Genomic DNA, 22,987 nt, shown 5'->3' with positions numbered 1-22,987 from the left:
CTGCCGCTACAGCAGTTTACACCGAAAGCGCGCTCGCGTCTGCCCTCCAGGGCGCCGGGCGCTGCAGGATATGCATCGCGGCGCGGTCATAGATGTCTTCGCGCAGCAGCCGGTAGCCGCAGCGCTCCGCGACCCGGACCGAGGCGCCATGCCCGGTCTCGATCATCACGAAGCTGGGGCCGAATCCCTGCCCGTCATACCAGCGATGCACCGCCGCGGCCGCCTCGTAGGCGAGCCCCCGGCCCTGGGCGGAACGGGCCAGCACCCAGCCGCATTCCGGCCGCCCGTCGAGATCGGCAAAACCGCGCCGGGCCCGCATGAAGCCGATGCACCCCAGCCAGTGGTCCGGCTCGTCGCGCGGCGTCATCGCCCAGAACCCGTGCCCGAACAGCGGCCAGTAGCCGGCATAGCGCAGCAGAGCGGTCCAGCTTTCATCCTCGGTCCGGGGTTTGCCGCCGATGAATCGCACCACCTGCGGATCGGCCCACATCGCCGCGAATCCGGCAAAGTCGCCGGGCCGGAACCCGCGCAGCCGCAGTCTCTCGGTCTCGATCACCGGAATCGTCATTGCCGCGCTCCGCCTGCCCTGCCGGGCCCCTGCCACATAGAAAACGGCGCCCCCCAATGGTCCTGGGAGGCGCCGTCGAAAACCGTTCCGGCCACAGCGGGCCGGCGAGCAGACTCAGGCGGCTTCGGTGATGAATTTCACCGCGTCACCGAAGGTCTGGATACCTTCCGCCGCGTCGTCCGGGATCTCGATGCCGAACTCTTCCTCGAAGGCCATGACCAGTTCGACCGTATCCAGCGAATCCGCGCCCAGATCGTCGATGAACGAGGCCGATTCCGCAACCTTGTCCTCTTCCACACCCAGGTGTTCGACAACGATCTTGCGAACGCGATCTGCGATGTCGCTCATGTAATATTCCTCACGCTCTGGGGCCTCGCCCGATTGTCGTTTGGCCCAATCGGGCCGCTGAAAATTCGCGTCGCAACGCCTTTTGCCCGCAGCATACGCGCCTTGGGCCTCACTTGGAAAGCGGCTATATCGGATGCCTCCCAGCTTGGCAAACGCTTTCCCGGGGGCCGTCCGGACCGCCCTGTCGCGATCCTCAGATCATCGCCATTCCGCCGTTCACATGCAAGGTCGCACCGGTGACATAGGCGGCTTCCGGACTGGCAAGGTAGAGCGCGGCGGCCGCGATATCGCCGACCTCGCCCATCCGGCCGGCCGGAATCTGGCCCATGATCTTGCCCTTCTGCTCCTCGGTCAGCTTCTCGGTCATCGCGGTGGCGATGAAGCCCGGCGCGATGCAGTTGACGGTGATGCCGCGGCTGGCGACCTCATAGGCCAGGCTCTTCGACAGGCCGGTGATCCCGGCCTTGGCGGCGGCATAGTTGGCCTGGCCGGGATTGCCGGTGCTGCCGACGACCGAGGTGATATTGACGATCCGCCCCCAGCGGGCCTTCATCATCCCGCGCAGCACGCCCCGGCAGAGCCGGAAGGTCGAGGTGAGGTTCACCTCCAGCACCGCCTGCCATTCCTCGTCCGACATCCGCATGAACAGGTTGTCGCGGGTGATCCCGGCGTTGTTCACCAGGATGTCGAGAGAGCCCATCGCCTCCTGGGCCGTCTTCGGCAGCGCCTCGACCGCCGCCGGGTCGGAAAGGTTGCAGGGCAGCACGAAGGCATTCTCGCCCAGAGCGTCGGCCAGTTCGTGCAGCGGCGCCTCGCGGGTGCCCGACAGCCCCACCTTGGCCCCGGCCTCGTGCAGCGCGGCGGCGATTCCGGCGCCGATCCCGCCCGAGGCGCCCGTCACCAGCGCCGCTTTTCCCGTCAGATCGAACATCCTGCCACTCCTCTCGTCTTTACCTTGGAAATATCCCGGGTGGGTCCGGGAGGGCTGGCCCTCCCGGCGCGCTCAGCCCGAGACCGCCGCGCGGACATCCTCGGGCGTGCCGACGGCCCGGCTCTTCGCCTCCGGCGCGATCCGGCGGATCATCCCCGACAGCGCCTTGCCGGCGCCGATCTCCCAGAACTCGTTCACGCCCTGCCCGGCCATCCAGGCCACCGACTCGCGCCACCGCACGGCGCCGGTCACCTGGGCGACCAGCAAGTCGCGGATCGTCTCGGGGTCGCTCACCGCCTCGGCGCGGACATTGGCGACCAGCGGCACCGCCGGCGCCCTGATCTCGACCTCCGAGAGCGCCTTGGCCATCACATCCGCGGCCGGCTGCATCAGGGCGCAATGGAACGGTGCGCTGACCGGCAGCAGGATCGCCCGCCGGGCGCCCGCCGCCTTGGCAAGATCCAGCGCGCGCTCGACCGCCGCCCTGTGGCCCGAGACCACCACCTGGGCCGGATCGTTGTCATTCGCGGCCTGGCAGACCTGGCCCTGGGCGGCCTCTTCGGCCACTTTCGAGGCGGCCGCGAAATCCAGCCCCAGCAGCGCCGCCATGGCGCCCTCGCCGACCGGCACCGCCGCCTGCATCGCCTCGCCCCGGATCCGCAGCAGTCGCGCGGCATCCTCGACGCTCAGGCTGCCGGCCGCCGCAAGGGCCGAATACTCGCCCAGCGAATGCCCGGCCACGAAGGCCGCGTCGGTGACCGCGACACCCTCGGCCTCCAGCGCCCTGAGCGCCGCCATCGAGCAGGCCATCAGCGCCGGTTGCGCGTTGCGGGTCAGGGTCAGCGCGTCCTGCTCGCCCTCCCAGATCAGGGTCGAGAGCTTCTCGCCCAAGGCGGCATCCACCGCATCGAAGACCGCCCGCGACTCGGGCCAGGTCTCGGCCAGTGCCTTGCCCATCCCGATGACCTGGGCGCCCTGCCCCGGAAAGACGAATGCCCGCATGTTTCCCCGCATGGTTTGTCCTGTCGTCCTTGTCCTAGACGGAAGCCGCCAGCGCGGCAAGCCGCGGGGGCGGGCTCCGGGCCGGACGGCGCGGATCAGGCGGCGGCGGGGCTCTTGGGCAGGCGGCGGCTGGTGCTGTCGCTCCGGAACCGGGGCGACATATCCACGATCAGCCGGTCGCGGATCGGCAGAAGCTCGTTCTCGTCCGAGGGCAGGATGTCCACGAATCCGCCGCTGCGCGCGATCCGCAGCGACAGCCGGGTCGGCGAGAAGGCCGATTTCGAACGTTTCAGCACGACGCTGGCGATTTCCTTGAAGGCAAACAGCGCGATCAGCCGGCCCTCGCCATGGCGATTGCGCTGAACCAGGCGGATTTCTTCCTTCTTGGTATCGACATGCAGTTCCTGCACCATGCCCTGACGCCCGGTCCAGATCAGCGCCGCGCCCATGGCGGCGAAGATCAGGGTCGAGACCAGCTTGACCGGGATGACCGACAGCGACAGGTCGGTGCCCGGCAGCAACCAGTGCCCATAGGCGGCGAAGAACATCAGCACGCCGGCGAAGGTCGAGACGATCTCGATGACGGCGGCACGTTCCAGATAGGCTTCCGGCGGGCGGACCACATAGCCCCAATAGGTCTCCGAGACGATCGGCGCCGCGCGCAGACCCTCGGTGACCACTCCCAGTTCGACAAAGCCACTGCGTGCGCTCATCATGCAGTTCCCAATTCCGCCGTCCCCAATGCGGCGCATGTCCAAGCATTGCTCGGCAATCTGGGCAGGAATTGGACGGCGCCGGAGCATTTTCACGCCTTGGAGTTGTAGACGGCGCCGCAGGCTGGTTTTTGCCGATCCGGCAAGGAATTGATCTAAATGCACTTTATTTCGCTCCGGCCGGCACCGCACCGGTGCCGTCGGCGAACAACCGCCAGTTGAACACCCGGGCCGGAGATGTGGCGCACCGGACCCCCTGACCGGATCGCGCGGGAGGGCGCAATTGCCCCGCCGGCCTTGCATCACGGGCCCGCCCGTGTATAAGGCCGCATCCTTCCGCAGGTCATGCATCGCGCAACCTCTCGGGGGCAGGTCGCGGAAGGAAGATCTGCCCGGTGAAGTGCGCCTGAAAAACTGGAGTGAACATGCCGCTTTACGAGCATGTCTTTATTGCGCGTCAGGACTTGTCCAACACGCAAGCTGAAAGCCTTATCGAACATTTCGGCACCGTCCTGGCGGACAACGGCGGCAAGGTCGTCGATTCGGAATACTGGGGCATCAAGACGATGGCCTACAAGATCAACAAGAATCGCAAAGGCCATTTCGCGCTGATGCGGTCCGACGCGCCCGCTCCGGCGGTGCTGGAGATGGAACGCCTGATGCGGCTGCATGACGATGTCATGCGGGTGCTGACCATCAAGGTGGACAAGCACGAGGAAGGCCCCTCGGTGCAGATGCAGAAGCGCGACGAGCGCGACCGGGGCGACCGCCCCCACCGTTCCTGATCCGGGCCGAGGAGAATAACCAATGGCTACCAAACCGTTTTTCCGCCGCCGCAAGGTCTGCCCCTTCTCGGGCGACAACGCACCGAAGATCGACTACAAGGATGTGCGCCTGCTGCAACGCTATGTCTCCGAGCGCGGCAAGATCGTGCCGTCCCGGATCACCGCCGTCTCGGCCAAGAAGCAACGCGAACTCGCCCGGGCGATCAAGCGCGCCCGCTTCCTCGCCCTGCTGCCCTACGCCGTGAAGTGAGGACCTGAACGATGCAAGTCATTCTTCTGCAACGCGTGCCCAAGCTGGGCCAGATGGGCGAAGTGGTGAAGGTCAAGGACGGCTACGCCCGGAATTACCTGCTGCCGCAAGGCAAGGCCCTGCGCGCGTCCGAATCCAACATTGCCAGCTTCGAGGCCCGCAAGGCCCAGCTCGAGGCCCACAACCTCGAGACAAAGAAAGAAGCCGAGGCGATGGCCGCCAAGCTGGACGGTCAGCAATTCGTCGTGATCCGCTCGGCCTCGGACTCCGGCTCGCTCTACGGCTCGGTCACCCCGCGTGACGCCGCCGAAGCGGCGACCGCCGAAGGCTTCTCGATCGACAAGCGCCAGGTCGCGCTGATCCGCCCGATCAAGGACCTCGGCCTGCATGACGTCTCGGTGACCCTGCACCCGGAAGTGGTGGTGACGATCGTGATGAACGTCGCCCGCTCGGTCGAAGAGGCCGAACTTCAGGCCGCCGGCAAGTCGATCCAGGAACTGGCCGCGGAAGAGGAAGCCGCCGCCGAATTCGAGATTGCGGAACTGTTCGACGACATCGGCGCCGCCAACAACGAAGACGAATTCGGCCCGGTCCCGACCCCCGAAAGCGACTGAGCCTTTCCACAAGGCCGATCCCGAAACCGCGCCCCGACCGGGCGCGGTTTTTCTTTTGCCGCCGGTCGCGTGCCGTGAGGGGTGCAATGCCCGCGTCTCCGGCCTAACCTGTCCCGGACAGTTTCCGGGAGACCCGAGATGTTCCGACACCGCCTGATCTGGCCGTGCCTCGCCCTGGCCCTGGCCTTGCCCGCCGGCGCCGGGCCGATTGCGCAGGGGCCGGCCAATGTCCCCGAATTTTCGCCCGCCTTCCCCGAACAGACCCGCGCGCCCGAACTGCCACAGCACATCGCCCTGACGGTGACCCCGGTGGCGACCGGCCTCTCGCATCCCTGGGGACTCGCGATCCTGCCCTCGGGCGGCTATCTGGTCACCGAACGCGCCGGGCGGCTGCGGCATGTCGCGCCGGATGGCAGCGTCTCGGCGCCGATCGCGGGCCTGCCCGAGGTGCTGGCCTTCCAGCAGGGCGGCTTGCTCGACGTGGCGCTGGCGCCGGACTTCGCGACCTCCCGTGTGATCTTCTGGACCTATGCCAAGCCGCTGCCGGGCAACAAGACCGCAACCGCCGCCGCGCGGGGCGTCCTGTCGGCCGACATGACCCGCCTGACCGAGGTGCGCGACATCTTCGTGCAGACCCCGCCCTCGGGCGTCCCGGCCCATTTCGGCAGCCGGATCACCCCGCAGGGCGAGCTGGTCTGGATCACCACCGGCGAGCATTTCACCCTATCCGAACGGCAGAAGGCGCAAAGCCTGGCCACGACCTATGGCAAGGTGATCCGCCTGCATGGCGATGGCAGCGTTCCGGAAGACAATCCCTTCGTCGGTGACGCCGCGGCCCGGCCGGAAATCTGGTCCTACGGCCATCGCAACATCCAGGGCGATGCGCTGGACCCGGAGGGCCGCTACTGGACCGTCGAACACGGCCCCCAGGGCGGGGACGAGCTGAACCTGCCGCTGGCGGGCCGCAATCACGGCTGGCCGGTGATCTCCTATGGCGAGAACTACAACGGCACGCCGGTCGGAAGCGGCCGGAGCGCGGCGCCGGGGATGGAGCAGCCGGTCTATTACTGGGACCCGGTGATCGCGCCGGGCGACATGGTGTTCTATCGGGGCGCCGCCTTTCCGGATTGGAACGGCAGCCTGATCATCGCATCGCTGACCCCGGGCGGCCTGAACCGGCTGGTGCTGAAGCGCGACCGGGTGATCGGGGAACAGAAACTGCTGCCCGATCTGGGCCGGGTCCGCGATGTCGATGTCGATACGGACGGCAGCCTGCTGGTCCTGACCGATGCCGAGGACGGGGCGCTGCTGCGGATCGCCCCGGGCTGAGAACGGGCAGAAACGCAAAAAGGGCGGCCCGAAGGCCGCCTTTCGCCGATCTCATGTCCTTGCCCGAAGGCCGGGCGCTCACTCGTCGTCGAGCGCGTCCACCGCCTTTTGCAGGGCTTCCTTGTCCACCGTCTTTTCGGTGACGCTGGCCAGTTCGAAGATGTAATCGACCACCTTGTCCTCGAAGATCGGCGCCTGGATCTGCTGCCGCACTTCCGGGGTCTTCTGCACATAGTCGAAGAAGGCCCGCTCCTGACCCGGATATTGCCGGGCCTGGTTCAGCACCGCCTGGGTCATCTCCTGGTCGGTGACCTTGATCTCCTGCTTGCGGCCGATCTCGGCCAGCAGCAGCCCCAGCCGCACCCGGCGCGCGGCCAGTTTCCGGTGCTCGTCCGTGGTCTCGATCTCGGGGTGATCGTGGCCATGCTCGTCAGGGTGCTCCTCGTGCCAGAGCTGATGCGCAATCTGCCCGGCTTCGGCCTCGACCAGGCCGGTCGGCAGTTCGAAGCTGACCTCCTTGTCCAGCGCGTCCAGCAGGCTGCGCTTCATCACCGCCCGCGCGGCGCCCTTGTATTCGTTCTCCAGCCGCTCGGTGATCTGGGCGCGCAGACCCGCGACATCCTCGGCACCGTATTTCTTGGCCAGCTCGTCATTGACCTCGGCCGGTTTCGGCTCTTTCACCGCTTTCACGGTGCAGGCGAAGACCGCGTCCTTGCCGGCGAGATTCTTGGCCTGATACTCGGCCGGGAACGAGACCTTGACCTCGAGCTCATCGCCCGCCTTGACCCCGACCAGCTGCTCTTCGAAGCCCGGGATGAACGAGCCGGAGCCCAGAACCAGCGGGTAATCCTCGGCGGCGCCGCCGTCGAACTTCTCGCCATCGACCGAGCCGACGAAATCGATCGTCACCTGGTCGCCGTCCTTGGCCTTCGAGCCCTTCCTGCGGTCCTCGTAGGAGGGCGCGCTGTCGGCCAGCGATTGCAGCGCTTCATCGACCTGCGCGTCGCCGGCCTTCACCACCAGCCGTTCGAGCTTGATCTTCTTGAAATCGACCTCCGGAACCTCGGGAAGCGCCTCGTAGCTCATCGCCACCTCGACGTCGTCGCCTTCCTTCCAGTTTTCGTTGGTCATCTTCATCTCGGGCTGCATCGCCGGACGGTCGCCGCTCTCCTCGAAATGCTTCGACATCGCGCCGTCGATCGCTTCCTGCATCGCCTCGCCCATGACCCGGGGCCCGAACTGCTTCTTCAGCAGCGCCATCGGAACCTTGCCCTTGCGAAAGCCCTTCATCTCGACGGAAGGCTGGGCCTCGGCCAGTTTCTCCTGGACCTTGGCTTCCAGCTCTCCGGCGCTGAGCGTGATCGTATAGCCGCGCTTCAGACCTTCGTTCAGCGTCTCGGTAACCTGCATCTGTTTTTCCGTCCTTCTCAACATCTCTGGTGCGGGTGAAGGGACTCGAACCCCCAAGCCTCTCGGCGCCAGAACCTAAATCTGGTGCGTCTACCAGTTCCGCCACACCCGCCTGCGCCCAAGGAAGGCCCCGGTTGCCCGACGCCGCCCTGCAAAATCGCGCCCTTCTAGCAAAGGCACGCGGCAGGGCAAAGGGGAAAAAGAACCGGCAAATGAGCTGGGCATGATCGCATTCCTGACATAATCTGAGAGAAAACAACAAGGCAGAGCAAAGTCAGGTGCCCCAATGTCGCAGCGTTCTTTCTTTCGCGGCCCCGAGTCACGGGCCGTGGATGCCGTCATCGCCCGGCCCGCGGGCCGGGCGCGGCCGTCCGGCGCGGTCACCGGTTTCTCGGCCGGAACCCTGATCCTGACGCTGGACGGCGAATTGCCGGTCGAACATCTGGGCGTCGGCGACCGGGTCATCACCCGTTCCGGCGCCCGCGCCGTCACCGGCGTTTCCGCAGAGATGGTCAAGGGCGCCTTCACCGTCAGGCCGCATAGGCTCGGCCATGACCGCCCCGAAGCGACGATGAGCCTCGGCCCCGGGCAGGAGCTCCTGCTGCGCGACTGGCGCGCCAGGGCCCTGTACCGGCAGGATCAGGCCCGGATACCAGTCGCCCGTCTCGTCGATGGCGAATACATCACCCGGGCCGCTGGCCCGCTGCGGCTGTTCCGGCTCGAATTCGCGCAGGACGAGGTGATCTATGCCGGCGGGCTGGAAGCGGCGGTTCCCGCCTCCGGCGGCTGAGCAGGCTGCGGCCGCGGGTGCCTCCGGCGGGAGTATTTTCGACCCAAAGATGCAGGCGGCCGGGAAACACTCCCGGCGCCTTGCCCTTGCCGGGCGGCTTCATCTTGCAAATATCCTCGGGGGGAGCCGCGCAGCGGCGGGGGGCGGACAGCCCCCCTGCCCGGCCTCAGGCCTCGAGTTCGGCATCCCAGTAGAGGTAATCCAGCCAGGTCGCGTGCAGGTGGTTCGGCGGGAACTTGCGGCCCTGGTTGCGCAGCTCCTCGGCGCCCGGGGTCCGCGGCGGCCGGCGCAGGGTCAGGCCGGAATGCTTCAGCGACTTCGAGCCCTTGCGCAGATTGCAGCGGGAACAGGCGGCGACGACATTCTCCCAGCTGGTGACCCCGCCGCGGGCGCGGGGGATCACATGGTCGAAGGTCAGATCGCCCTTCGAGCCGCAATACTGGCAGCGGAACTCGTCGCGCAGGAACAGGTTGAACCGCGTGAAGGCGACGCGGCGCTGCGGTTTGACGAATTCCTTCAGCACCACCACCGAGGGGATCCGGATCGTGGTGGTCGGCGAGCGCACCACCTGGTCGTATTCGGCGATGATGTCGACCCGTTCGAGAAAGGCCGCCTTGACCGCCTCCTGCCAGGGCCAGAGCGACAGCGGATAGTAGCTGAGCGGGCGGTAGTCGGCGTTCAGCACAAGGGCCGGGTGGTGTTTCAGCGCGCCGGGGTCCCTGACGAAGCTGGTCCTGAAGTCGGTGTCCATTCGGTTTACGCTCACAGCTCTGGCCGGGCCTCGGCCCATCCGGAGCGGGCGCCACCCCGCCGCCACAGGTTCCACTATATCTGGCGTCAATCATCTGACAAGCCCCGAGATATTCGGGGATTGCGCAGAGTGATGACAGGCCATGGCAACGATTCCGTGACAGGCGCCCGGGGCGCCGGCGCCGAGCGGCGCTCAGACCCAGTCGGCGCCGAGATCGGCGCGGGCCCGCTCGACCCAATGCTCCCGCAGCCAGCCGCAGGGCCGGCAGGTCCGGTTCGGCGCGCTCAGGCTGGTATAGCCGGCCAGCGCCTCGGGCATCTTCGGATGGCCGTGAAAGCAGACCACCCGGGCATTGTCCGGCAGGCGCGGCGGCAGCAGCCAGTTCAGCGGGAAGGTCGGGTAGCAGTCATGCTTGAAGCTGACCACCTGATCGGGCGGCAGATAGGCGAAGTCGCCGCGCGCCTGGGCGAGCGTCGAGGTGTGGCGCTGCTCGGAGCCGCGGGCGCGCGCGACCGCGCCGGCCGGATCGCGGGCAACCTCCTCGTAGAGATAGCCATGGCGTGCCGGATCGTAGCGGAACACCGAACCGTGGCCGGTCGGCCGCCCGCGCCGCGCCTCGACCCAGTCGGCCCGCATCGCCACCTTGCCGGGGGCGAAGCCCAGCAGATCGTCCAGCGGGCCGGTGATGACCACATCCAGGTCGAAGCCCAGCACCGGGCCCTGCAGGTCGCGGATCAGCCCGGGCCGGAACAGCGAGACCTTGCGCATCGCGCCCTTCCGGTCGGCCACCGCCAGCGCCGCGTCCATTGCCGGGCGGAAGGGCTCGTCGGGCAGGTCCAGCACCTCGACATCCGGATGCAGCCCCTCGGCATGTTCCGTCATGCAGAGAAACCGCACCGGGCGCGACAGGTTGCGGCGCACGCCGGAATAGAGCCGGTTGACGTAATCGGCGCCAAAGGCGGTGCCCCATTTGATGCAGGCGACGGTGGCATGTGTCGGATCGGCGGGCATGGGCAGGTCTCGGGGCCGGTTTCGCGGGGCGTCTGCCCTGCCCTATCCCGGCTGCGGCCCGGTTTCCAGCCTGCCGCCCATGCCTCAGGCCACCGGCATCCGCCGCTCGACCACCTCGGCATACCAGGAACAGCCGGCGGGAATCGCCTCGTCGGAGAAATTGTACTCGGCGTTGTGGACCATCGCGGTGTCGCCGTTGCCGACCAGGATATAGGCGCCGGGCCGGCTTTCCAGCATATAGGCAAAGTCCTCGCCGCCCATCACCAGCGGCGCGTCCTCGCAATCGCCCGAGACTGCGCGCGCCACTTCGGCGGCGAATTCGGTCTGCTCCTCGGAATTGACCATCGAGGGATAGCCGACGATCCAGTTGATCCTGGCCTCGGCGCCATAGGCCTCGGCGGTCAGGCTGGCGATCGCCTTAAGCCGTTTCTCGCCCAGTTCGCGCATCGGCTTGGTCAGGGTGCGGATCGTGCCCTTCAGCGTCACCCGCTGCGGGATCACGTTGAAGGCCGTCGAGGAGGTCTCGAAGGAGGTGACCGAGACCACGATCTGTTCGACCGGGTCGGCATTGCGCGAGACGATGCTCTGCAGCGCCAGGACGACATGGCTGGCGACGACGGTCGGGTCCACCGTCTCATGCGGCTTGGCGGCATGGCCGCCCTTGCCCTCGATGCTGATCTCGAACTGGTCGGTGGCGGCGAAGAACGGGCCGGAGCGGATCGAGAAGCTGCCGACCGGGCGGCCCGGCCAGTTGTGCATCCCGTAGACCTCATCGACCTTCCAGCGGTCCATCAACCCGTCATCGACCATCTCGCGCCCGCCGGCACCGCCCTCTTCGGCGGGCTGGAAGATGACCAGCGTGGTGCCGTCGAAATTGCGGGTCTCGGCAAGATACTTGGCCGCGCCCAGCAGCATCGCGGTATGGCCGTCATGGCCGCAGGCATGCATCACGCCGGGGGTCTTCGAGGCATAGGGCAGCCCGGTCGCCTCGGTGATCGGCAGCGCATCCATGTCGGCGCGCAGCCCGATGACCTTGCCCGAAGTGTCGGTCCTGCCCTTGATGACGCCGACCACGCCGGTGCGGCCGATGCCTTCGACGACCTCGTCGCAGCCGAAGGCACGCAGCTTTTCGGCGACGGTGGCCGCGGTCCGGTGGGTATCGAAGAGAAGTTCCGGATGTTCGTGCAGGTCCCGCCTCCAGGCGGTGATTTCCGGGAGCAGTTCGGCAAAACGGTTCTTCACGGGCATCGCGGGCATTCCTCTGGCAATTGGCGCGGCGATCCTGCGGCAAAGCCCGCGCAACGGCAAGCCCGGCGTCGGCCCCGTCAGCGGCGCAGGGAGTCGCGGCGTCGGGCCAGTTCCAGCGCCGAAAGGATCAGCGGCCCGGTGGTGCCCTGATCGGCGTCGATCAGCTGCATCAGCGCATCGAAGGACAGCAGGTGGACCCGGATGTCCTCGGCCTCGCTGTCCAGCCCGCCGGGGCCGGTGAACCCCTCGGGCAGGTCCGCCAGGGCAAGGAAGGAATAGAGAAACTCGGTCAGCGTTCCGGGCGAAGGATAATAGCCGCCGATCCGGATCAATCGGTCCAGCCTCAGCCCCGCCTCCTCGACGCTTTCGCGCCGCGCCGCCTGTTCCGGGGACTCGCCGCCATCTATGCGGCCGGCGATCGGTTCCAGCATCCAGGGCAGCGGATCGCCGCGCATCAGCGGCCCGAAGCGGAACTGCTCGACCAGCAGCACCCGGTCGCGCGCGGGATCATAGGGCAGCACCGTCACCGCATCGCAGCTGACGAAGGCGGCGCGATTGACGCGGCGGCTGAGGCTGCCGTCGAACTTCGGAAACCGGAGATCGGCCTCGGCCACCTCGAAGAACCGGCTGTAGGGCACCGAGCGCGAGAGGATCTCGGGCGTTCCCCGGCCCTTCCGGGGCCCGCGCGGGACCGGCTCGGCCCGGGCCCGGACCTGCGATGCGGCCCGCTGCAGCATCTGCGGATAGCGCTCGGCCGCCCGCTCCGGTTCGGTCGCGGGCCAGAGCGCCATGAAGGCCTCGGCGGCCAGCACCGTCTCGGGGCCGAGCCGCGCCACCCAGTCCTCCAGCGACCAGTCGGCCCCCGCCTGCCACAGTCCCGGACGCGGCAGATAGGCCCGCGCCGCGACCGGGCCGTCCTCGGTCTCGACCGTGATCGGGGCCAGATCGTAACCGAAGCCCAGCTCGTAGAAATCCAGCCGCGACTGCACTTCGCCATCGACGCCGCCGGGCCCGGACTCCGTATCGATCAGCAGCCCCGCCGCGCTGCGGCCCGGCGCCGGCAGCATCAGCGGAAAGCCCTGACCCTCGGCCCAGACCACCGCCTGGTCCGGCGCCGTCGCGGGCCGGGTCTCGACCGCGCGGCCCAGCACCACGCGCAACAACGGCAGATGCCGCAACGTGCCATAGAGAAAGATCATGTCAGGACCAGTTGCGCGCCGTGCGTTCCGTGACCCAGCCGCCGAACAGCGCCCCGACGATCAGCCAGATGATGACATCGGGATGGATCATCATCTTGGCGTAATCGACGAACAGCTGCACGCCTTCGGTCAGCGCCTCGATCGGGCCGTCGTAGCGGACGTTCAGGGAGCGGTCGAGCATCTCTTCGCCGGCAAAGATCAGCAGGCCCCAGAACACCGTGGCCGCCACCGTGGTCAGCCCGTAGCCGATCCCGGCCCGCATCCCGCCGCCACCGTAGCGCCCCGAGATGCGCCAGCCCATGACCATTCCGATCGCCGTCGATACCTCGGCGAAATAGGCCTGCCGCGTGCCTTCCGGCAGATAGGGAACCATGAGACGCGACACGAACCAGGCCACGAAGCCGAAAACGATCGCTGCAACGAATTTGGCGGCTGTCGGCATCCGGTCCCTCGATCGGACCCCTTGCGTCGGGCCCGCGTGTTTGCGTTGTCGGACAGTTTCCGTGCTGGGCGGTTTTCGCGCAAGGGCGCTGTGCGCCTTCGCGGTTCTGCCGGAACAGGCGTGGCGTCAAGGTCGCAGGGGCCTGCCGCGTCGCGGCCCTAGGTCCGATGCGCCGCATAGGCCGCCAGCGCCCGCTGCCGCCCCTCTGCCAGCGGCAGCGCCGGCTCCGGGCGGGGCGCCTTCGGGTCCAGCGCCCAGCTGCGCGGCACGGCATCGAAATAGCTCAGCGCGGTCTGCGTGGGCGCTGCCTCCCCTTCCGCGATCCAGCGGCGGCGATAGCGGCCCTCGGGGTCGAACCGGACCGCCTGGGTCTCGGGGTTGAAGACCCGGAAGAACGGTGCCGCATCGGGGCCGGTCCCGGCAACCCATTGCCATCCCATGGCATTCGCCGCTTCGTCCCAGTCGGTCAGGCAATCGGCGAACCAGCGCAGCCCGACCCGCCAGTCGGTCAGCAGGTGCTTGGTCAGGTAGGAGGCCGAGACCATCCGCGCCCGGTTGTGCATCCGGCCGGTGACATAGAGCTCGCGCATTGCCGCATCGACCAGCGGCACGCCGCTGCGGCCCTGTTTCCAGGCCAGCGCCTGCGCATTGTCGCCACGCCAGGGAAAGCCGTCCCAGCCCTCGCGCCAGTTTTCCTCGGCCATGTCGGGGCGATGGAAGAAGAGTTGCCAGGCGAAATCGCGCCAGACCAGTTGCCGGAGAAAGGCCTCCGCCCCCGGTTTGCCCTGCGCGAGATGCCAGAGCAGCCGCGGCGAGACCTCGCCGTAGGTCAGCGGTTCGGACATGCCGGAACATCCCGGCAGGGCCAGCATGTCGCGATCGGTCGCATAGCGGGCGACCGGCCCGGCCAGGAACGCGGCAAAGCGGGACCGCGCCCGCTCTTCGCCGACCAGGGCATGACGCGCCAGGACTTCGGCACCGCGACCGACCCCCTCCGACAGGCGCCATGACCCGAGGATTTCACTGTCAGGCCAATGCGTTGGCGGACGAAGTTGAGACGGTGCCTGAACTGGGTCCGGCACCGGCCGATCCTTCACCGCCCGCCAGAACGGCGTGAAGACCCGGTAGGGGCCGCCCGTCGCCGTCGTCACCTCCCAGGGTTCGAACAGAAGCGATCCGTTGTAACTTTTTGCCGTGATATCATGGGCTTTCGCCCAGTCCTTCACCCTGCGCCCAAGCTCGACCGAGGCACCGTCATAGGCCCGTGACCAGAGGATCGTCGCGGCCCCGGTCTCGGCCACCAGCCCACGCAGCACCTCCAGCGCCGGGCCGGACCGCAGGACCAGCCGGCTGCCGAGGCCCTGCAACCGCGCGTCGAAATGCGCCAGCGCCTGCCCCATCCGCCAACGCGCCGCGGCGCCCAGCCGGTCGAGAGCGGCGTCGCGGATCACCACCGGGATCACCGGGCGGCCGGAAGCGGCCGCAGCATGCAGCGCCGGATGGTCGGCCAGCCGCAGGTCGCGGCGCAGCCACAGCAGGATCGGCTTGTCGGTCATCTCGTTCCCTGACGGTTTCCGGCGTCGGGGCAGGCCCACCCTGCCCCGTCAGCGCATCTAGCCCGTCAGAGGATATGGTCCAGTGCTTCCATCAACCGCTCGATCTCGGCCTCGGAGGTGTAGTGCACGAAGGACAGACGCAACACGCCCCGGGCCGGGTCGATGCCCATCGCCTGCAACGGACGCCGGGCATAGAAATCCCCGCCCCCGGCCATGATCCCGTGCGGGGCCAGTTCCGCCGCCACCTGCTCGGCGCTGCGGCCGAGGTCCAGCGCCAGCGTCGGCGCCCGCAGCCTGGCATCCTTCGGCCCGAGCAGCCGGATCGAGTTCTTGGTGGCCAGGAAGTCCAGCAGGGGTTGCAGGACCTCGATCTCGCGGGCGCGGAACAGGTCATGCACCCGGGCGGCACGGGTCCGGGCATCGGCGGGGGTGCGGTGGTGAAAACTGTAAAGCTCGTCGATATAGTCGGCGATCCCGGCCGAGGCCGCGACCTGCGCATGATCCGGCCCGGCCGGGGTGAACCGCTTGTAAAGCGTATCGCCGTTGAAGAAATGCGCCTGGTTCGGCAGGCTCTCGCCCAGGGCACGCCGGATCACCATGAGGCCCTGATGCGGGCCATAGGTCTTGTAGGCCGAGAACAGGTAGATGTCGGCCCCGAGCGCCCCCACGTCGGGCAGCCCGTGCGGCGCATAGGATACCCCGTCGACACAGGTGACCGCCCCGGCCGCATGGGCGATCTTCACGATGGCGGCGGCGTCGTTGACCTCGCCCACCACGTTCGAGGCATGCGGAAAGACCACCAGCCTGACCTTGTCGTCGAGCAGCGCTTCCAGCCGTTTCGGGTCCAGATGCCCGGTCTCGGGGTCGATCTGCCACTCGCGGACCTCGACGCCCTCGTCGGCCAGGCGGCGCCAGACGCCCGAATTCGCCTCGTGGTCCTGATCCGTGACCACGATGGCCGACCCTTCGGGCAGCCAGGTCCGGAACGCCTGCGCCAGCACATAGGTGTTCTGGCTGGTCGAGGGGCCGAAGCTCAGCTCGTCGGTGGCGACGCCCAGCAGCGCCGCCAGGCGGATCCGCGCCTCGTCCATTTCCTCGCCCGCCACCCGGCTCGCCTCATAGGGCGCATAGGGCTGCACCTTGCGTTCGTGGTAGAAGCGGGTCAGCCGCTCGATCACCGGGGCGCAGGTATAGGAGCCGCCGGCATTCTCGAAGAAGGCGCGGCCCCTCAGGGCAGGCTCGGAGAAAGCGGGAAAACGGCTGCGGACATAGTCGATATCGAGTTTCATGGTCGGTCCTCCGCCGCGCACCTTCTGCGAGGCCCGCGACGGCGTCAATGCACGGCGACGGGAGCATGCCGGAGAGAGCGGAGCGCCTCCCGCGCGCCGGGCGATCACTCCTCGTGCGGCGGCGACGGCGGCGGAAGATCGAGCGGCAACCCTTCCAGTGCCAGAAGCCGCACAAGTTCGGCCTGGCGCGTCATCCCGGTCTTCTCGAACAGATGCATCATGTGGCTGCGGACGGTCGCGGGGCTGATCCCCAGCCGCTGCGCCACGGCATTGCGGCCGTCGCCGCGCAAGAGCTCAAGCGCCACGCGGCTCTCGGCCGGGGTCAGGCCGAACCTGTCGCGCAGGAAGACCAGCGCCTCGGCCATGCGCGCGGCCGGGTCGTCGATCAGCACCAGCGCCACGGCACCCGGCATCAGCAAGTCCCCGAAATCGGGCGAGAGACTGCCCGGCGGCGCGGGCAGAACCCTGATCTGCAAGGTGCCGCCCGACTCCGTCCGCAGGTTCAGCGATCCGCCCCGCCGCCGCATCCCCGCGTCGGCCCCGCAGTTTTCGATCAGCCGCGTCAGCCGCTCGGTTTCGGCCGGTGTTCGGCAGGTCAGCAGCCCATGTCTGACGCCGATCGCATCTCCGCGCGAAAACAACCCTTCCGCCGCCGCGTTGCTGGCCAGCAGATGCCCCCCGGCCCCGACCAGAAGCGCCGCCTTGCCCTTGCCTTCCACCTGCGCCACCTGTTGCGCCAGTTGCCGTTCCAGCTCGGCCTGGCGCAGTTGGCAGCGGATCTCGACCGCGCGCTGCAGATGCGGGATCATCGCCAGGAAGGCGTCCCACATGTCGGGCGAGATATCCTCGTCCTGGCGGCGCGCATGCAGGCCGATACTGGCGAACCGGCCCTCGCGGTTCACAAGGTTGGCTGCGAGCCGTTCGGCCGTGTGGCCCGAGCCCTTCCAGAACTCATTGTAGAACTCGCTCTTCAGGAACCGCTCGCGGCCGATGTCCTTCAGGCTCATCAGCTGCCTCTCCGGGGCCGCCAACATGGCGTTCCGGGTGATGTCCTTGCGGTGCCAGAAACGGCAGAAATCGTCGATCACCTCCGGGTCCGAGCGGGGCGAGACGACCGAAACCATGTGCAGCCGCGGTATGGCCAGCACCAGCGAGACGCCGCCAGCGCCCGCCATGTCGGCCAGGTCTTCCAGCGCCTGTTCCCAGCCTTCTCCGGGCATTGCGACCCGATAGATATCCCCGACGATCTCGAGGGGTTCCTTGCCCTGCATCCTGCTGCTTCCGACTGTCCCCCACGGCAGTCTAACACGGTAACGGATATCTGTCCGGTTCCCCCCCCGCCTGCCCCGTGCCGGGCGGTCTCACCGAGGCCGGCATTCAGGGACCGACCGCCTCCCGGTTTTCCCGCCGGACAGGTCTGACAGCACATTGCCCGGCGCCAACCCGGGTCCGGGACGACGCGCGCCGACCGGGGGTCGCCTCTGGCCTCGGACATTCGTCTGAGGCGACGCGGCGCGGCCGAGTCCAGAGTCGGACCCGTGACCGAACGGACCGCCCCGGGCGCCGAAGCCCTCGGTTCCCGCTTCGGAAGTAGCGATCAACGCAGGAGACCAATTTCATGTTCAGACAATCCATTTTCCCCGCGGCGGCACTGGTTCTTGCGCTGGCGTCGCCCGCCCTTCCAGCGACAGTCGATTACCACACCGAACTGGAATGGGATTTCATCAATTCGGCCGGAAGCCAGGCAGGTTTTGCCCAGGGCTCGGACAGTTTCGGCAATATCGACGAATACGCGATCGCCCCCCATCCCTCGCTTCTGGCAACCGCCTCTCTCAGTGACGACCAGCCGTTCTTCTCGGTTGCGGGCGCCATCGACGAAACGACGCTGGGCTATCTCCGTTCCAAGGCCCAGGTCACCCTGCAGGACTTCCTGATTCCCGAAAGCGGGCAGCTCGTCAGCCGTATCCAGGGTGGCACGATGTCCATGTTCCTCGAGGACATGAGCTCGGAAAACTTCGTCTCGCTGGTCCTGACGGTCGTCGTCGACGGGGTCAACCGGCTGACCCGCAGCTACGCGCTGGAGGGAGCGGACGGCGACCCGATCACCTATGGCTTCAAGGCGGACTCGAGCGGCTGGGGCGTTGGTGACGGGATGCAGATGATCCTGTTCGGCGAATTTACCGATCCGCCGGTGGAGCAGGATGCCAATGCCTACCGGCGCAACTACCATGTCCTCAACAACCAGTATGTCGTCGATCTGTCCGCCCTGGGCTATCTTCCGGGAGAAACCGTCAATGTCGAGGCTTCGCTCGAACTCGAGATCTTCAGCACCGGGCTGAACCGGATCTCGGCCGACCTGACCGACCCGATCCCGATCGAGGACACCGCGCCCGTACCGCTGCCGGTGCCGGCGACCATGCTCATCGCCGCCCTCTGCGCCCTGCCCCTGATCAGGGGCCGGGGCGCGGCGGGACGCGAGGGGATGCGCCGCAGCTGAAACGGCGCATCCGGTGACGGACCGGCACCCGGCCGGTCCGGTCGCCACCAACCCACCCGGCCCTCCGCGTGGCCGCCTGCTGCGCGGGGGGCCACGAACCGGGCCACGCAACGAACCGCTCCGAGGACCTCGGACAGGCAAGCTGCCACTTGCCTCGGACGTTCTATCGGGCTACGAGAACCGCTGTGCGGGTGTAGCTCAATGGTAGAGCAGAAGCTTCCCAAGCTTACGACGAGGGTTCGATTCCCTTCACCCGCTCCACTCCCGCAATTCCGGGCCTCCGGGCCCTGCTCCACCGGCCCACTACGGGCGGCATCGGTCCTGTCCCCCTAGCCTTGCGCAGGGCTTCCGGCTAGGACGGTATCGACCCATTCAGGAGCGACCTTCATGTCCGACATCACCCGCATCGAACCCGGCCCGCGAATGAGCCAGGCCGTCATCCACAACGGCGTGGTCTATCTGGCCGGCCAGGTCGGCGCCCCGGGGGCCACGGTGGCCGAACAGACCAAGGCGGCGCTGGCCAGCATCGACCGGCTGCTGAAGGAAGCGGGGACCGACCGGTCGCGTCTGCTGACCACGCAGATCTGGCTGGCCGACATCGCCGCCGATTTCGCCGCGATGAACGCGGTCTGGGACAGCTGGGTGCCCGCGGACAATCCTCCGGCCCGCTGGACCGGCGAGGCCAAGCTGGCAGCGCCGGAATACAAGGTCGAGATCGTCGTGACCGCAGCGCTCTGACCGCCGGATGCCGGTCACCAGGCATCTGCTGCTGCGTCCGTCGCTGCTCTCGGATGCGGCGGAACTGCACCGGTTCCTCGGTGACCCCGAGGTCATGGCCCTGACCCATCGTGACGCCGACCTCGCCGCGACCGAGGCCCGGATCGCCGCCTATGAAGCGCGGCGGGTGAGCGACGGCTTTGCGCCCTGGACGGCGATCCTGCGCGGCAGCGGTCAGATCGTCGGCTGGGGCGGGCTCTATGTCGATCCGGCCGATCCCGACTGGGGGCCCGAGGTCGGATATTACTTCGCCGCCGAGGTCTGGGGCCGGGGGCTGGCCGGGGAGCTGGTGGCCGAGGCGCTGCGCGAGGCCGACCAGACCCATCGTCTGGCCCAGGTGACCGGCTTTGCCCATGCCGACAATGCCGCCTCGCGCCGGGTGCTGACCCGGGCGGGATTCGTCGAGGTCGGAGACGTGCCCGAGATGGGGCGTATCCAGTATCGCAGAACCCGGCCGGCCAGCCCCGAGGTCTTCGCCTCGCGCCGCTCGCGCCACTGAGGCGAGCCGGAACTCAGCCGGCGGCGCCGGCCCCGTAGAGCGCCTTGGCCCGATCCTCGAACGCCCGGACGACGCGCATCATCGCCTCGTTGAAGACCAGCCCGATGACGCCCTGCAGGATCCGGTTGCGAAACTCGAAATCGACCCAGAATTCGACCCGGCAGCCGCGCGGGTCCGGGGTGAAGGTCCATTGCGACTTCATGTATTTGAACGGTCCGTCCAGATATTCGGTGTCGATCTTGCCGGCCTCGGGCCAGAGCGTCACCCGGCTGCCGAACCGTTCCCGGAACAGCTTGAACGAGATCACCAGGTCGGCCTCGAGCACCGTGTGATCGGTCGCCTCCTTGCGGCTGGTGATCCGCGCCGCTGCGGTCCAGGGCAGGAACTCGGGGTAACGCGCCACATCAGCGACAAGGTCATACATCTGCTCCGGCGTATAGGGCAGGACACGGGATTCGTCATGGCGCGGCACGGGGTCGCTGGCCCTCCGTTGCGGTGATTTCTGGGGCGACTTCAGGGCCTGATGTCGTTAAACGGGACGCGGAATGCAAGGGGGCGAAATGCCGGACAGGGAATATGTGATAGATCCGATGATCTCGGCCAAGACGATCGCGGCCCGGATCGAGGCCTTGTCACGCGAGATCGGGGCGGCCTTCGCGGGCACCGAGAAGCTGGTGGTGGTGGGGCTGCTGCGCGGCTCCTTCGTCTTCATCGCGGATCTGGTGCGCGAGATCGACATGCCGGTCGAGGTCGATTTTCTCGAGGCGACTTCTTATGGCAACGCCATGGAGAGCAGCCGGGAAGTCCGCATCCTCAAGGACTTGCGGGGCAAGATCGAAGGGCGGGACGTGCTGGTGGTCGAGGATATCGTCGATACCGGCCATACGCTGAAACATGTGCTGGGTCTGCTGGCGGCCCGCAACCCGGCGCGGCTGAAGAGCATCGCGCTGCTCGACAAGCCGTCGCGGCGCGAGACCGACATCCGCGCCGACTGGATCGGCTTCGAGATCCCCGACGAATTCGTCGTCGGTTACGGAATCGACTTCGCGCAGCGCAACCGCAACCTGCCCTATATCGGCAAGGTCCGCTTCGTCTAGCGTCGGCGGCTCAGCGGGCGCGGGCGGCGATCAGGGCTGCCTTCATCAGGTCCCGGGTCGAGACCATGGGCCGCAGCGCCTCGCAGGCCGCGTCGATCTCGCCGAAGAATTCGGGGCCGGCATTGTCGCGGGCAATCACGCAATGGGCCCAGCCGGTGACCGGATCATGCCAGTAGTCGCCGGGGCTCTCGATCAGCAGCCGGGCGTAATCCGGCATGGCGCGAACATAGTTGTCGAAGACCAGTTCGTAGATCAGCGCATAGGCGGCGACGCGGTCCGGGTCTGCGTCACCGATCCCCCTCAGATACTCCCGCGCCAATCCCCACATCGCCTCGTGATCGCCCTCCGACAGCGCGGTCTTGCGATACCAGGCGACGGCGGCGGCCTGATCCCTGACCAGTCCCATGCCGCTGGCCTGCAGATCGGCCAGCGCCTGCGCGGCATTCGCCATCCCGGCGGCGATGCCCCGGTCGAGCAGGTCGCGGATCCGCTCCGGCTCGGCCGGGCCGACCTCGCCCGAGGCAAGAAGGCGGGCCAGCCAGGCATGGGCGGGCGCAAAGCCGGCAGCCACGGCGCGCTGGTAGTAGTCGAGCGCCAGTTCCGGATCGACACCTTCGCCGTAGCAGCCGGAATGCTTCATCCGGGCGAAGTTGTACATTGCCCGATCCAGCCCCTGATCGGCGGCGCGGCGGGTCCATTTTTCGCCCAGTTCGCAGTCCTGCACCACGCCACGACCGAAGAAATAGGCGTTGCCGATCATGTTCTGCGCCACCGGGTTGCCCTCGCGCGCCAGCGGGAAAGCCTCCTTGAACCCTTCCTCGAACTCGCCGGCCAGATAGCGTTTGCGGGCGGCCTCGGCCGGGTCTTCGGGCTCTGCCGCAGGCATCGGGGCGCATTCGCTCGGGCCCGGCGCGGCCGAAGCTCCGGCCTCGGGCGGGGCGCACTCCTCTGCCCCGGCGGGATCGGTGGATTGGGCCTGGGCCGAAGCGCAGACCAGCGCCAGCAGCCCGGCGGTTGCCAATATCCGCATCGTTCGCACTCCGTTCAGTCCCAGCTCTCGAAGAGCGCCTGCCCCTCGTCGATCTGTTCCGGCGTCAGCCACTTGTCGATCTCGGCGCAGTCCGCGGCATAGGCTGCGGCACTTTCCCCGGTCGCCTGCGCCACCCCGTATTGGCACAGGGCATGGCCATAGGGCGGATCATAGAAATGCGCGTCGGTCTCGAAAGCGACCAGCCAGGCGAGATTGATCGAGGCATGGGCATAGCCGGCGTCCTGCGCCAGACGGTAGAGGTAGAAGGCGGTCACGGGGTCGGCCTCGGTCCCCATACCGTTTTCGTACATGGCACCCAGATTGTTCAGCGCAATCGGCAGGCCCATCGCCGCCGCCTCACCATAGAGCCGCAACGCGGCCTCCAGATCGGCCGGAGCGCCCCGCCCCTCGCGCATCAGGTCGGCCAGGTTGGTGATCGACTGCGCCGAGCCCAGCTTGCGGCCCCGGATATAATATGCGCGCGCCTGTTCGTAATCCGACCCTTCCGTCAGCCTGCCGTCGGCATAGAGCCGGCCCAGATTGGTCATCGCCTCGGGATAATCCTGTTCGGCGGCCTTGAGATACCAGTCGCGGGCCTGGAGGTAATCGACCGGGAAGCCCTCGAACCCCTGTTCCCAGAACCAGCCGAGATTGAACTGGGCCCGGGCAAAGCCCTGATCGGCCGCCTTCCGCCACCAGTCCAGGGTCTGCGCGTGGTCCACCTCGACCCCGCAGCCGTCATCATAGGCGGCGCCCATCACGTTCTGCGCATTGGCATCCCCTGCCTCGGCCAGCGGCCGCAGGATCGCCAACGCACCATCACAATCGCCTTCGAGATAAAGCGCCCTGCC

At 67.7% G+C, this 22,987-nt stretch carries 26 protein-coding genes and 2 tRNA genes; 10 read left to right on the top strand and 18 right to left on the bottom strand.

Annotated elements, in window-relative coordinates; all coding sequences use genetic code 11:
• Nucleotides 1-16: 16 nt before the first annotated feature.
• The 5 genes from NUW50_RS04825 to NUW50_RS04805 all read right to left on the bottom strand — a co-directional run bounded on the left by NUW50_RS04825 (nucleotide 17) and on the right by NUW50_RS04805 (nucleotide 3,562).
• On the bottom strand, nucleotides 17-568 hold the full coding sequence (locus tag NUW50_RS04825) for a GNAT family N-acetyltransferase (protein ID WP_258287930.1): 552 nt from the start codon (nucleotides 566-568) through the stop codon (nucleotides 17-19).
• A gap of 114 nt (nucleotides 569-682) precedes the next feature.
• Nucleotides 683-916, bottom strand: a complete 234-nt coding sequence (locus NUW50_RS04820; RefSeq protein ID WP_258287929.1) for an acyl carrier protein — start codon at nucleotides 914-916, stop codon at nucleotides 683-685.
• Between the two features lie 193 nt (nucleotides 917-1,109).
• A complete protein-coding gene (gene fabG, locus NUW50_RS04815) occupies nucleotides 1,110-1,847 on the bottom strand; it encodes a 3-oxoacyl-ACP reductase FabG (protein ID WP_258287928.1) in 738 nt (245 codons plus the stop codon).
• 72 nt (nucleotides 1,848-1,919) lie between these two features.
• A complete protein-coding gene (gene fabD / locus NUW50_RS04810; protein WP_258287927.1) occupies nucleotides 1,920-2,861 on the bottom strand; it encodes an ACP S-malonyltransferase in 942 nt (313 codons plus the stop codon).
• A gap of 83 nt (nucleotides 2,862-2,944) precedes the next feature.
• A complete protein-coding gene (locus tag NUW50_RS04805) occupies nucleotides 2,945-3,562 on the bottom strand; it encodes a hypothetical protein (RefSeq protein ID WP_258287926.1) in 618 nt (205 codons plus the stop codon).
• Nucleotides 3,563-3,987: 425 nt separating this feature from the next.
• On the opposite strand from NUW50_RS04805, the gene rpsF reads away from it, so the two are divergent.
• The 4 genes from rpsF to NUW50_RS04785 all read left to right on the top strand — a co-directional run bounded on the left by rpsF (nucleotide 3,988) and on the right by NUW50_RS04785 (nucleotide 6,540).
• Nucleotides 3,988-4,347 (top strand): 30S ribosomal protein S6, encoded by a 360-nt coding sequence (rpsF, locus tag NUW50_RS04800; protein WP_258287925.1) that lies wholly within the window; start codon nucleotides 3,988-3,990, stop codon nucleotides 4,345-4,347.
• Between the two features lie 22 nt (nucleotides 4,348-4,369).
• A complete protein-coding gene (rpsR, locus tag NUW50_RS04795) occupies nucleotides 4,370-4,597 on the top strand; it encodes a 30S ribosomal protein S18 (RefSeq protein WP_258287924.1) in 228 nt (75 codons plus the stop codon).
• Between the two features lie 11 nt (nucleotides 4,598-4,608).
• Nucleotides 4,609-5,211: a 50S ribosomal protein L9 gene (gene rplI / locus NUW50_RS04790; RefSeq protein WP_258287923.1), complete on the top strand. Its 603-nt coding sequence runs from the start codon at nucleotides 4,609-4,611 to the stop codon at nucleotides 5,209-5,211.
• Nucleotides 5,212-5,349: 138 nt separating this feature from the next.
• Entirely contained in the window at nucleotides 5,350-6,540 is a 1,191-nt protein-coding gene (locus NUW50_RS04785) for a PQQ-dependent sugar dehydrogenase (protein WP_258287922.1), read from the top strand.
• A 78-nt stretch (nucleotides 6,541-6,618) separates the two neighbouring features.
• Here the strand turns inward: NUW50_RS04785 and tig are convergent, their stop codons facing one another.
• Nucleotides 6,619-7,950, bottom strand: a complete 1,332-nt coding sequence (tig, locus tag NUW50_RS04780; protein WP_258287921.1) for a trigger factor — start codon at nucleotides 7,948-7,950, stop codon at nucleotides 6,619-6,621.
• A gap of 27 nt (nucleotides 7,951-7,977) precedes the next feature.
• Nucleotides 7,978-8,062 (bottom strand) — tRNA-Leu (locus tag NUW50_RS04775).
• Nucleotides 8,063-8,236: 174 nt separating this feature from the next.
• Here NUW50_RS04775 and NUW50_RS04770 point away from each other — a divergent pair.
• Complete coding sequence (locus NUW50_RS04770) at nucleotides 8,237-8,740, top strand: Hint domain-containing protein (protein ID WP_258287920.1); 504 nt, start codon at nucleotides 8,237-8,239, stop codon at nucleotides 8,738-8,740.
• A gap of 166 nt (nucleotides 8,741-8,906) precedes the next feature.
• On the opposite strand, the gene NUW50_RS04765 is transcribed toward NUW50_RS04770, so the two are convergent.
• From NUW50_RS04765 to NUW50_RS04730, 8 genes are all read right to left on the bottom strand, one after another.
• Nucleotides 8,907-9,491, bottom strand: a complete 585-nt coding sequence (locus NUW50_RS04765; RefSeq protein WP_258287919.1) for an HNH endonuclease — start codon at nucleotides 9,489-9,491, stop codon at nucleotides 8,907-8,909.
• A 192-nt stretch (nucleotides 9,492-9,683) separates the two neighbouring features.
• A complete protein-coding gene (locus tag NUW50_RS04760) occupies nucleotides 9,684-10,502 on the bottom strand; it encodes a glycosyl transferase (RefSeq protein WP_258287918.1) in 819 nt (272 codons plus the stop codon).
• 84 nt (nucleotides 10,503-10,586) lie between these two features.
• Entirely contained in the window at nucleotides 10,587-11,750 is a 1,164-nt protein-coding gene (locus NUW50_RS04755; protein WP_258287917.1) for a M20 aminoacylase family protein, read from the bottom strand.
• 77 nt (nucleotides 11,751-11,827) lie between these two features.
• Entirely contained in the window at nucleotides 11,828-12,949 is a 1,122-nt protein-coding gene (locus NUW50_RS04750) for an NUDIX domain-containing protein (protein WP_258287916.1), read from the bottom strand.
• Between the two features lies 1 nt (nucleotide 12,950).
• Entirely contained in the window at nucleotides 12,951-13,391 is a 441-nt protein-coding gene (locus NUW50_RS04745) for a TrgA family protein (protein WP_258287915.1), read from the bottom strand.
• Nucleotides 13,392-13,549: 158 nt separating this feature from the next.
• Nucleotides 13,550-14,947 (bottom strand): cryptochrome/photolyase family protein, encoded by a 1,398-nt coding sequence (locus NUW50_RS04740; RefSeq protein WP_258287914.1) that lies wholly within the window; start codon nucleotides 14,945-14,947, stop codon nucleotides 13,550-13,552.
• A gap of 65 nt (nucleotides 14,948-15,012) precedes the next feature.
• On the bottom strand, nucleotides 15,013-16,236 hold the full coding sequence (locus NUW50_RS04735; protein WP_258287913.1) for an aminotransferase class V-fold PLP-dependent enzyme: 1,224 nt from the start codon (nucleotides 16,234-16,236) through the stop codon (nucleotides 15,013-15,015).
• Between the two features lie 104 nt (nucleotides 16,237-16,340).
• A complete protein-coding gene (locus NUW50_RS04730) occupies nucleotides 16,341-17,507 on the bottom strand; it encodes a helix-turn-helix transcriptional regulator (protein WP_258287912.1) in 1,167 nt (388 codons plus the stop codon).
• 347 nt (nucleotides 17,508-17,854) lie between these two features.
• Here NUW50_RS04730 and NUW50_RS04725 point away from each other — a divergent pair, with 347 nt between their 5' ends.
• From NUW50_RS04725 to NUW50_RS04710, 4 genes are all read left to right on the top strand, one after another.
• A complete protein-coding gene (locus NUW50_RS04725; RefSeq protein ID WP_258287911.1) occupies nucleotides 17,855-18,733 on the top strand; it encodes a hypothetical protein in 879 nt (292 codons plus the stop codon).
• A gap of 187 nt (nucleotides 18,734-18,920) precedes the next feature.
• Nucleotides 18,921-18,994 (top strand) — tRNA-Gly (locus NUW50_RS04720).
• 126 nt (nucleotides 18,995-19,120) lie between these two features.
• On the top strand, nucleotides 19,121-19,471 hold the full coding sequence (locus NUW50_RS04715) for a RidA family protein (protein WP_258287910.1): 351 nt from the start codon (nucleotides 19,121-19,123) through the stop codon (nucleotides 19,469-19,471).
• 7 nt (nucleotides 19,472-19,478) lie between these two features.
• Nucleotides 19,479-20,009: a GNAT family N-acetyltransferase gene (locus tag NUW50_RS04710; RefSeq protein ID WP_258287909.1), complete on the top strand. Its 531-nt coding sequence runs from the start codon at nucleotides 19,479-19,481 to the stop codon at nucleotides 20,007-20,009.
• A 13-nt stretch (nucleotides 20,010-20,022) separates the two neighbouring features.
• Here NUW50_RS04710 and NUW50_RS04705 read toward each other — a convergent pair whose 3' ends face one another.
• Nucleotides 20,023-20,481, bottom strand: a complete 459-nt coding sequence (locus NUW50_RS04705; protein ID WP_258287908.1) for a type II toxin-antitoxin system RatA family toxin — start codon at nucleotides 20,479-20,481, stop codon at nucleotides 20,023-20,025.
• 88 nt (nucleotides 20,482-20,569) lie between these two features.
• Between NUW50_RS04705 and hpt the strand changes: the two genes are divergently transcribed.
• Complete coding sequence (gene hpt / locus NUW50_RS04700; RefSeq protein WP_258287907.1) at nucleotides 20,570-21,106, top strand: hypoxanthine phosphoribosyltransferase; 537 nt, start codon at nucleotides 20,570-20,572, stop codon at nucleotides 21,104-21,106.
• Between the two features lie 10 nt (nucleotides 21,107-21,116).
• Here the strand turns inward: hpt and NUW50_RS04695 are convergent, their stop codons facing one another.
• Together NUW50_RS04695 and NUW50_RS04690 are read right to left on the bottom strand one after the other, a co-directional pair.
• Nucleotides 21,117-22,136, bottom strand: a complete 1,020-nt coding sequence (locus NUW50_RS04695) for a tetratricopeptide repeat protein (protein WP_258287906.1) — start codon at nucleotides 22,134-22,136, stop codon at nucleotides 21,117-21,119.
• A gap of 14 nt (nucleotides 22,137-22,150) precedes the next feature.
• The gene (locus NUW50_RS04690) at nucleotides 22,151-22,948 is read right to left on the bottom strand and encodes a tetratricopeptide repeat protein (protein WP_258287905.1); all 798 of its coding nucleotides are present in this window, start codon (nucleotides 22,946-22,948) and stop codon (nucleotides 22,151-22,153) included.
• Nucleotides 22,949-22,987 lie beyond the last annotated feature (39 nt).

The organism is Frigidibacter sp. ROC022 (genome assembly GCF_024723735.1).
Classification (GTDB): Bacteria; Pseudomonadota; Alphaproteobacteria; order Rhodobacterales; family Rhodobacteraceae; genus SLM-1.
Note: the sequence above shows the minus strand (reverse complement) of the source record. Positions and strands in the feature narration are given on the sequence as shown.

Excerpts from the sequence above, each read along its gene's own strand:
- NUW50_RS04825 (WP_258287930.1), bottom strand. The coding sequence starts at position 568 with ATGACGATTCCGGTGATCGAGACCGAGAGACTGCGGCTGCGCGGGTTC.
- NUW50_RS04820 (WP_258287929.1), bottom strand. The coding sequence starts at position 916 with ATGAGCGACATCGCAGATCGCGTTCGCAAGATCGTTGTCGAACACCTG.
- fabG (WP_258287928.1), bottom strand. The coding sequence starts at position 1,847 with ATGTTCGATCTGACGGGAAAAGCGGCGCTGGTGACGGGCGCCTCGGGC.
- fabD (WP_258287927.1), bottom strand. The coding sequence starts at position 2,861 with ATGCGGGGAAACATGCGGGCATTCGTCTTTCCGGGGCAGGGCGCCCAG.
- NUW50_RS04805 (WP_258287926.1), bottom strand. The coding sequence starts at position 3,562 with ATGAGCGCACGCAGTGGCTTTGTCGAACTGGGAGTGGTCACCGAGGGT.
- rpsF (WP_258287925.1), top strand. The coding sequence starts at position 3,988 with ATGCCGCTTTACGAGCATGTCTTTATTGCGCGTCAGGACTTGTCCAAC.
- rpsR (WP_258287924.1), top strand. The coding sequence starts at position 4,370 with ATGGCTACCAAACCGTTTTTCCGCCGCCGCAAGGTCTGCCCCTTCTCG.
- rplI (WP_258287923.1), top strand. The coding sequence starts at position 4,609 with ATGCAAGTCATTCTTCTGCAACGCGTGCCCAAGCTGGGCCAGATGGGC.
- NUW50_RS04785 (WP_258287922.1), top strand. The coding sequence starts at position 5,350 with ATGTTCCGACACCGCCTGATCTGGCCGTGCCTCGCCCTGGCCCTGGCC.
- tig (WP_258287921.1), bottom strand. The coding sequence starts at position 7,950 with ATGCAGGTTACCGAGACGCTGAACGAAGGTCTGAAGCGCGGCTATACG.
- NUW50_RS04770 (WP_258287920.1), top strand. The coding sequence starts at position 8,237 with ATGTCGCAGCGTTCTTTCTTTCGCGGCCCCGAGTCACGGGCCGTGGAT.
- NUW50_RS04765 (WP_258287919.1), bottom strand. The coding sequence starts at position 9,491 with ATGGACACCGACTTCAGGACCAGCTTCGTCAGGGACCCCGGCGCGCTG.
- NUW50_RS04760 (WP_258287918.1), bottom strand. The coding sequence starts at position 10,502 with ATGCCCGCCGATCCGACACATGCCACCGTCGCCTGCATCAAATGGGGC.
- NUW50_RS04755 (WP_258287917.1), bottom strand. The coding sequence starts at position 11,750 with ATGCCCGTGAAGAACCGTTTTGCCGAACTGCTCCCGGAAATCACCGCC.
- NUW50_RS04750 (WP_258287916.1), bottom strand. The coding sequence starts at position 12,949 with ATGATCTTTCTCTATGGCACGTTGCGGCATCTGCCGTTGTTGCGCGTG.
- NUW50_RS04745 (WP_258287915.1), bottom strand. The coding sequence starts at position 13,391 with ATGCCGACAGCCGCCAAATTCGTTGCAGCGATCGTTTTCGGCTTCGTG.
- NUW50_RS04740 (WP_258287914.1), bottom strand. The coding sequence starts at position 14,947 with ATGACCGACAAGCCGATCCTGCTGTGGCTGCGCCGCGACCTGCGGCTG.
- NUW50_RS04735 (WP_258287913.1), bottom strand. The coding sequence starts at position 16,236 with ATGAAACTCGATATCGACTATGTCCGCAGCCGTTTTCCCGCTTTCTCC.
- NUW50_RS04730 (WP_258287912.1), bottom strand. The coding sequence starts at position 17,507 with ATGCAGGGCAAGGAACCCCTCGAGATCGTCGGGGATATCTATCGGGTC.
- NUW50_RS04725 (WP_258287911.1), top strand. The coding sequence starts at position 17,855 with ATGTTCAGACAATCCATTTTCCCCGCGGCGGCACTGGTTCTTGCGCTG.
- NUW50_RS04715 (WP_258287910.1), top strand. The coding sequence starts at position 19,121 with ATGTCCGACATCACCCGCATCGAACCCGGCCCGCGAATGAGCCAGGCC.
- NUW50_RS04710 (WP_258287909.1), top strand. The coding sequence starts at position 19,479 with ATGCCGGTCACCAGGCATCTGCTGCTGCGTCCGTCGCTGCTCTCGGAT.
- hpt (WP_258287907.1), top strand. The coding sequence starts at position 20,570 with ATGCCGGACAGGGAATATGTGATAGATCCGATGATCTCGGCCAAGACG.
- NUW50_RS04695 (WP_258287906.1), bottom strand. The coding sequence starts at position 22,136 with ATGCGGATATTGGCAACCGCCGGGCTGCTGGCGCTGGTCTGCGCTTCG.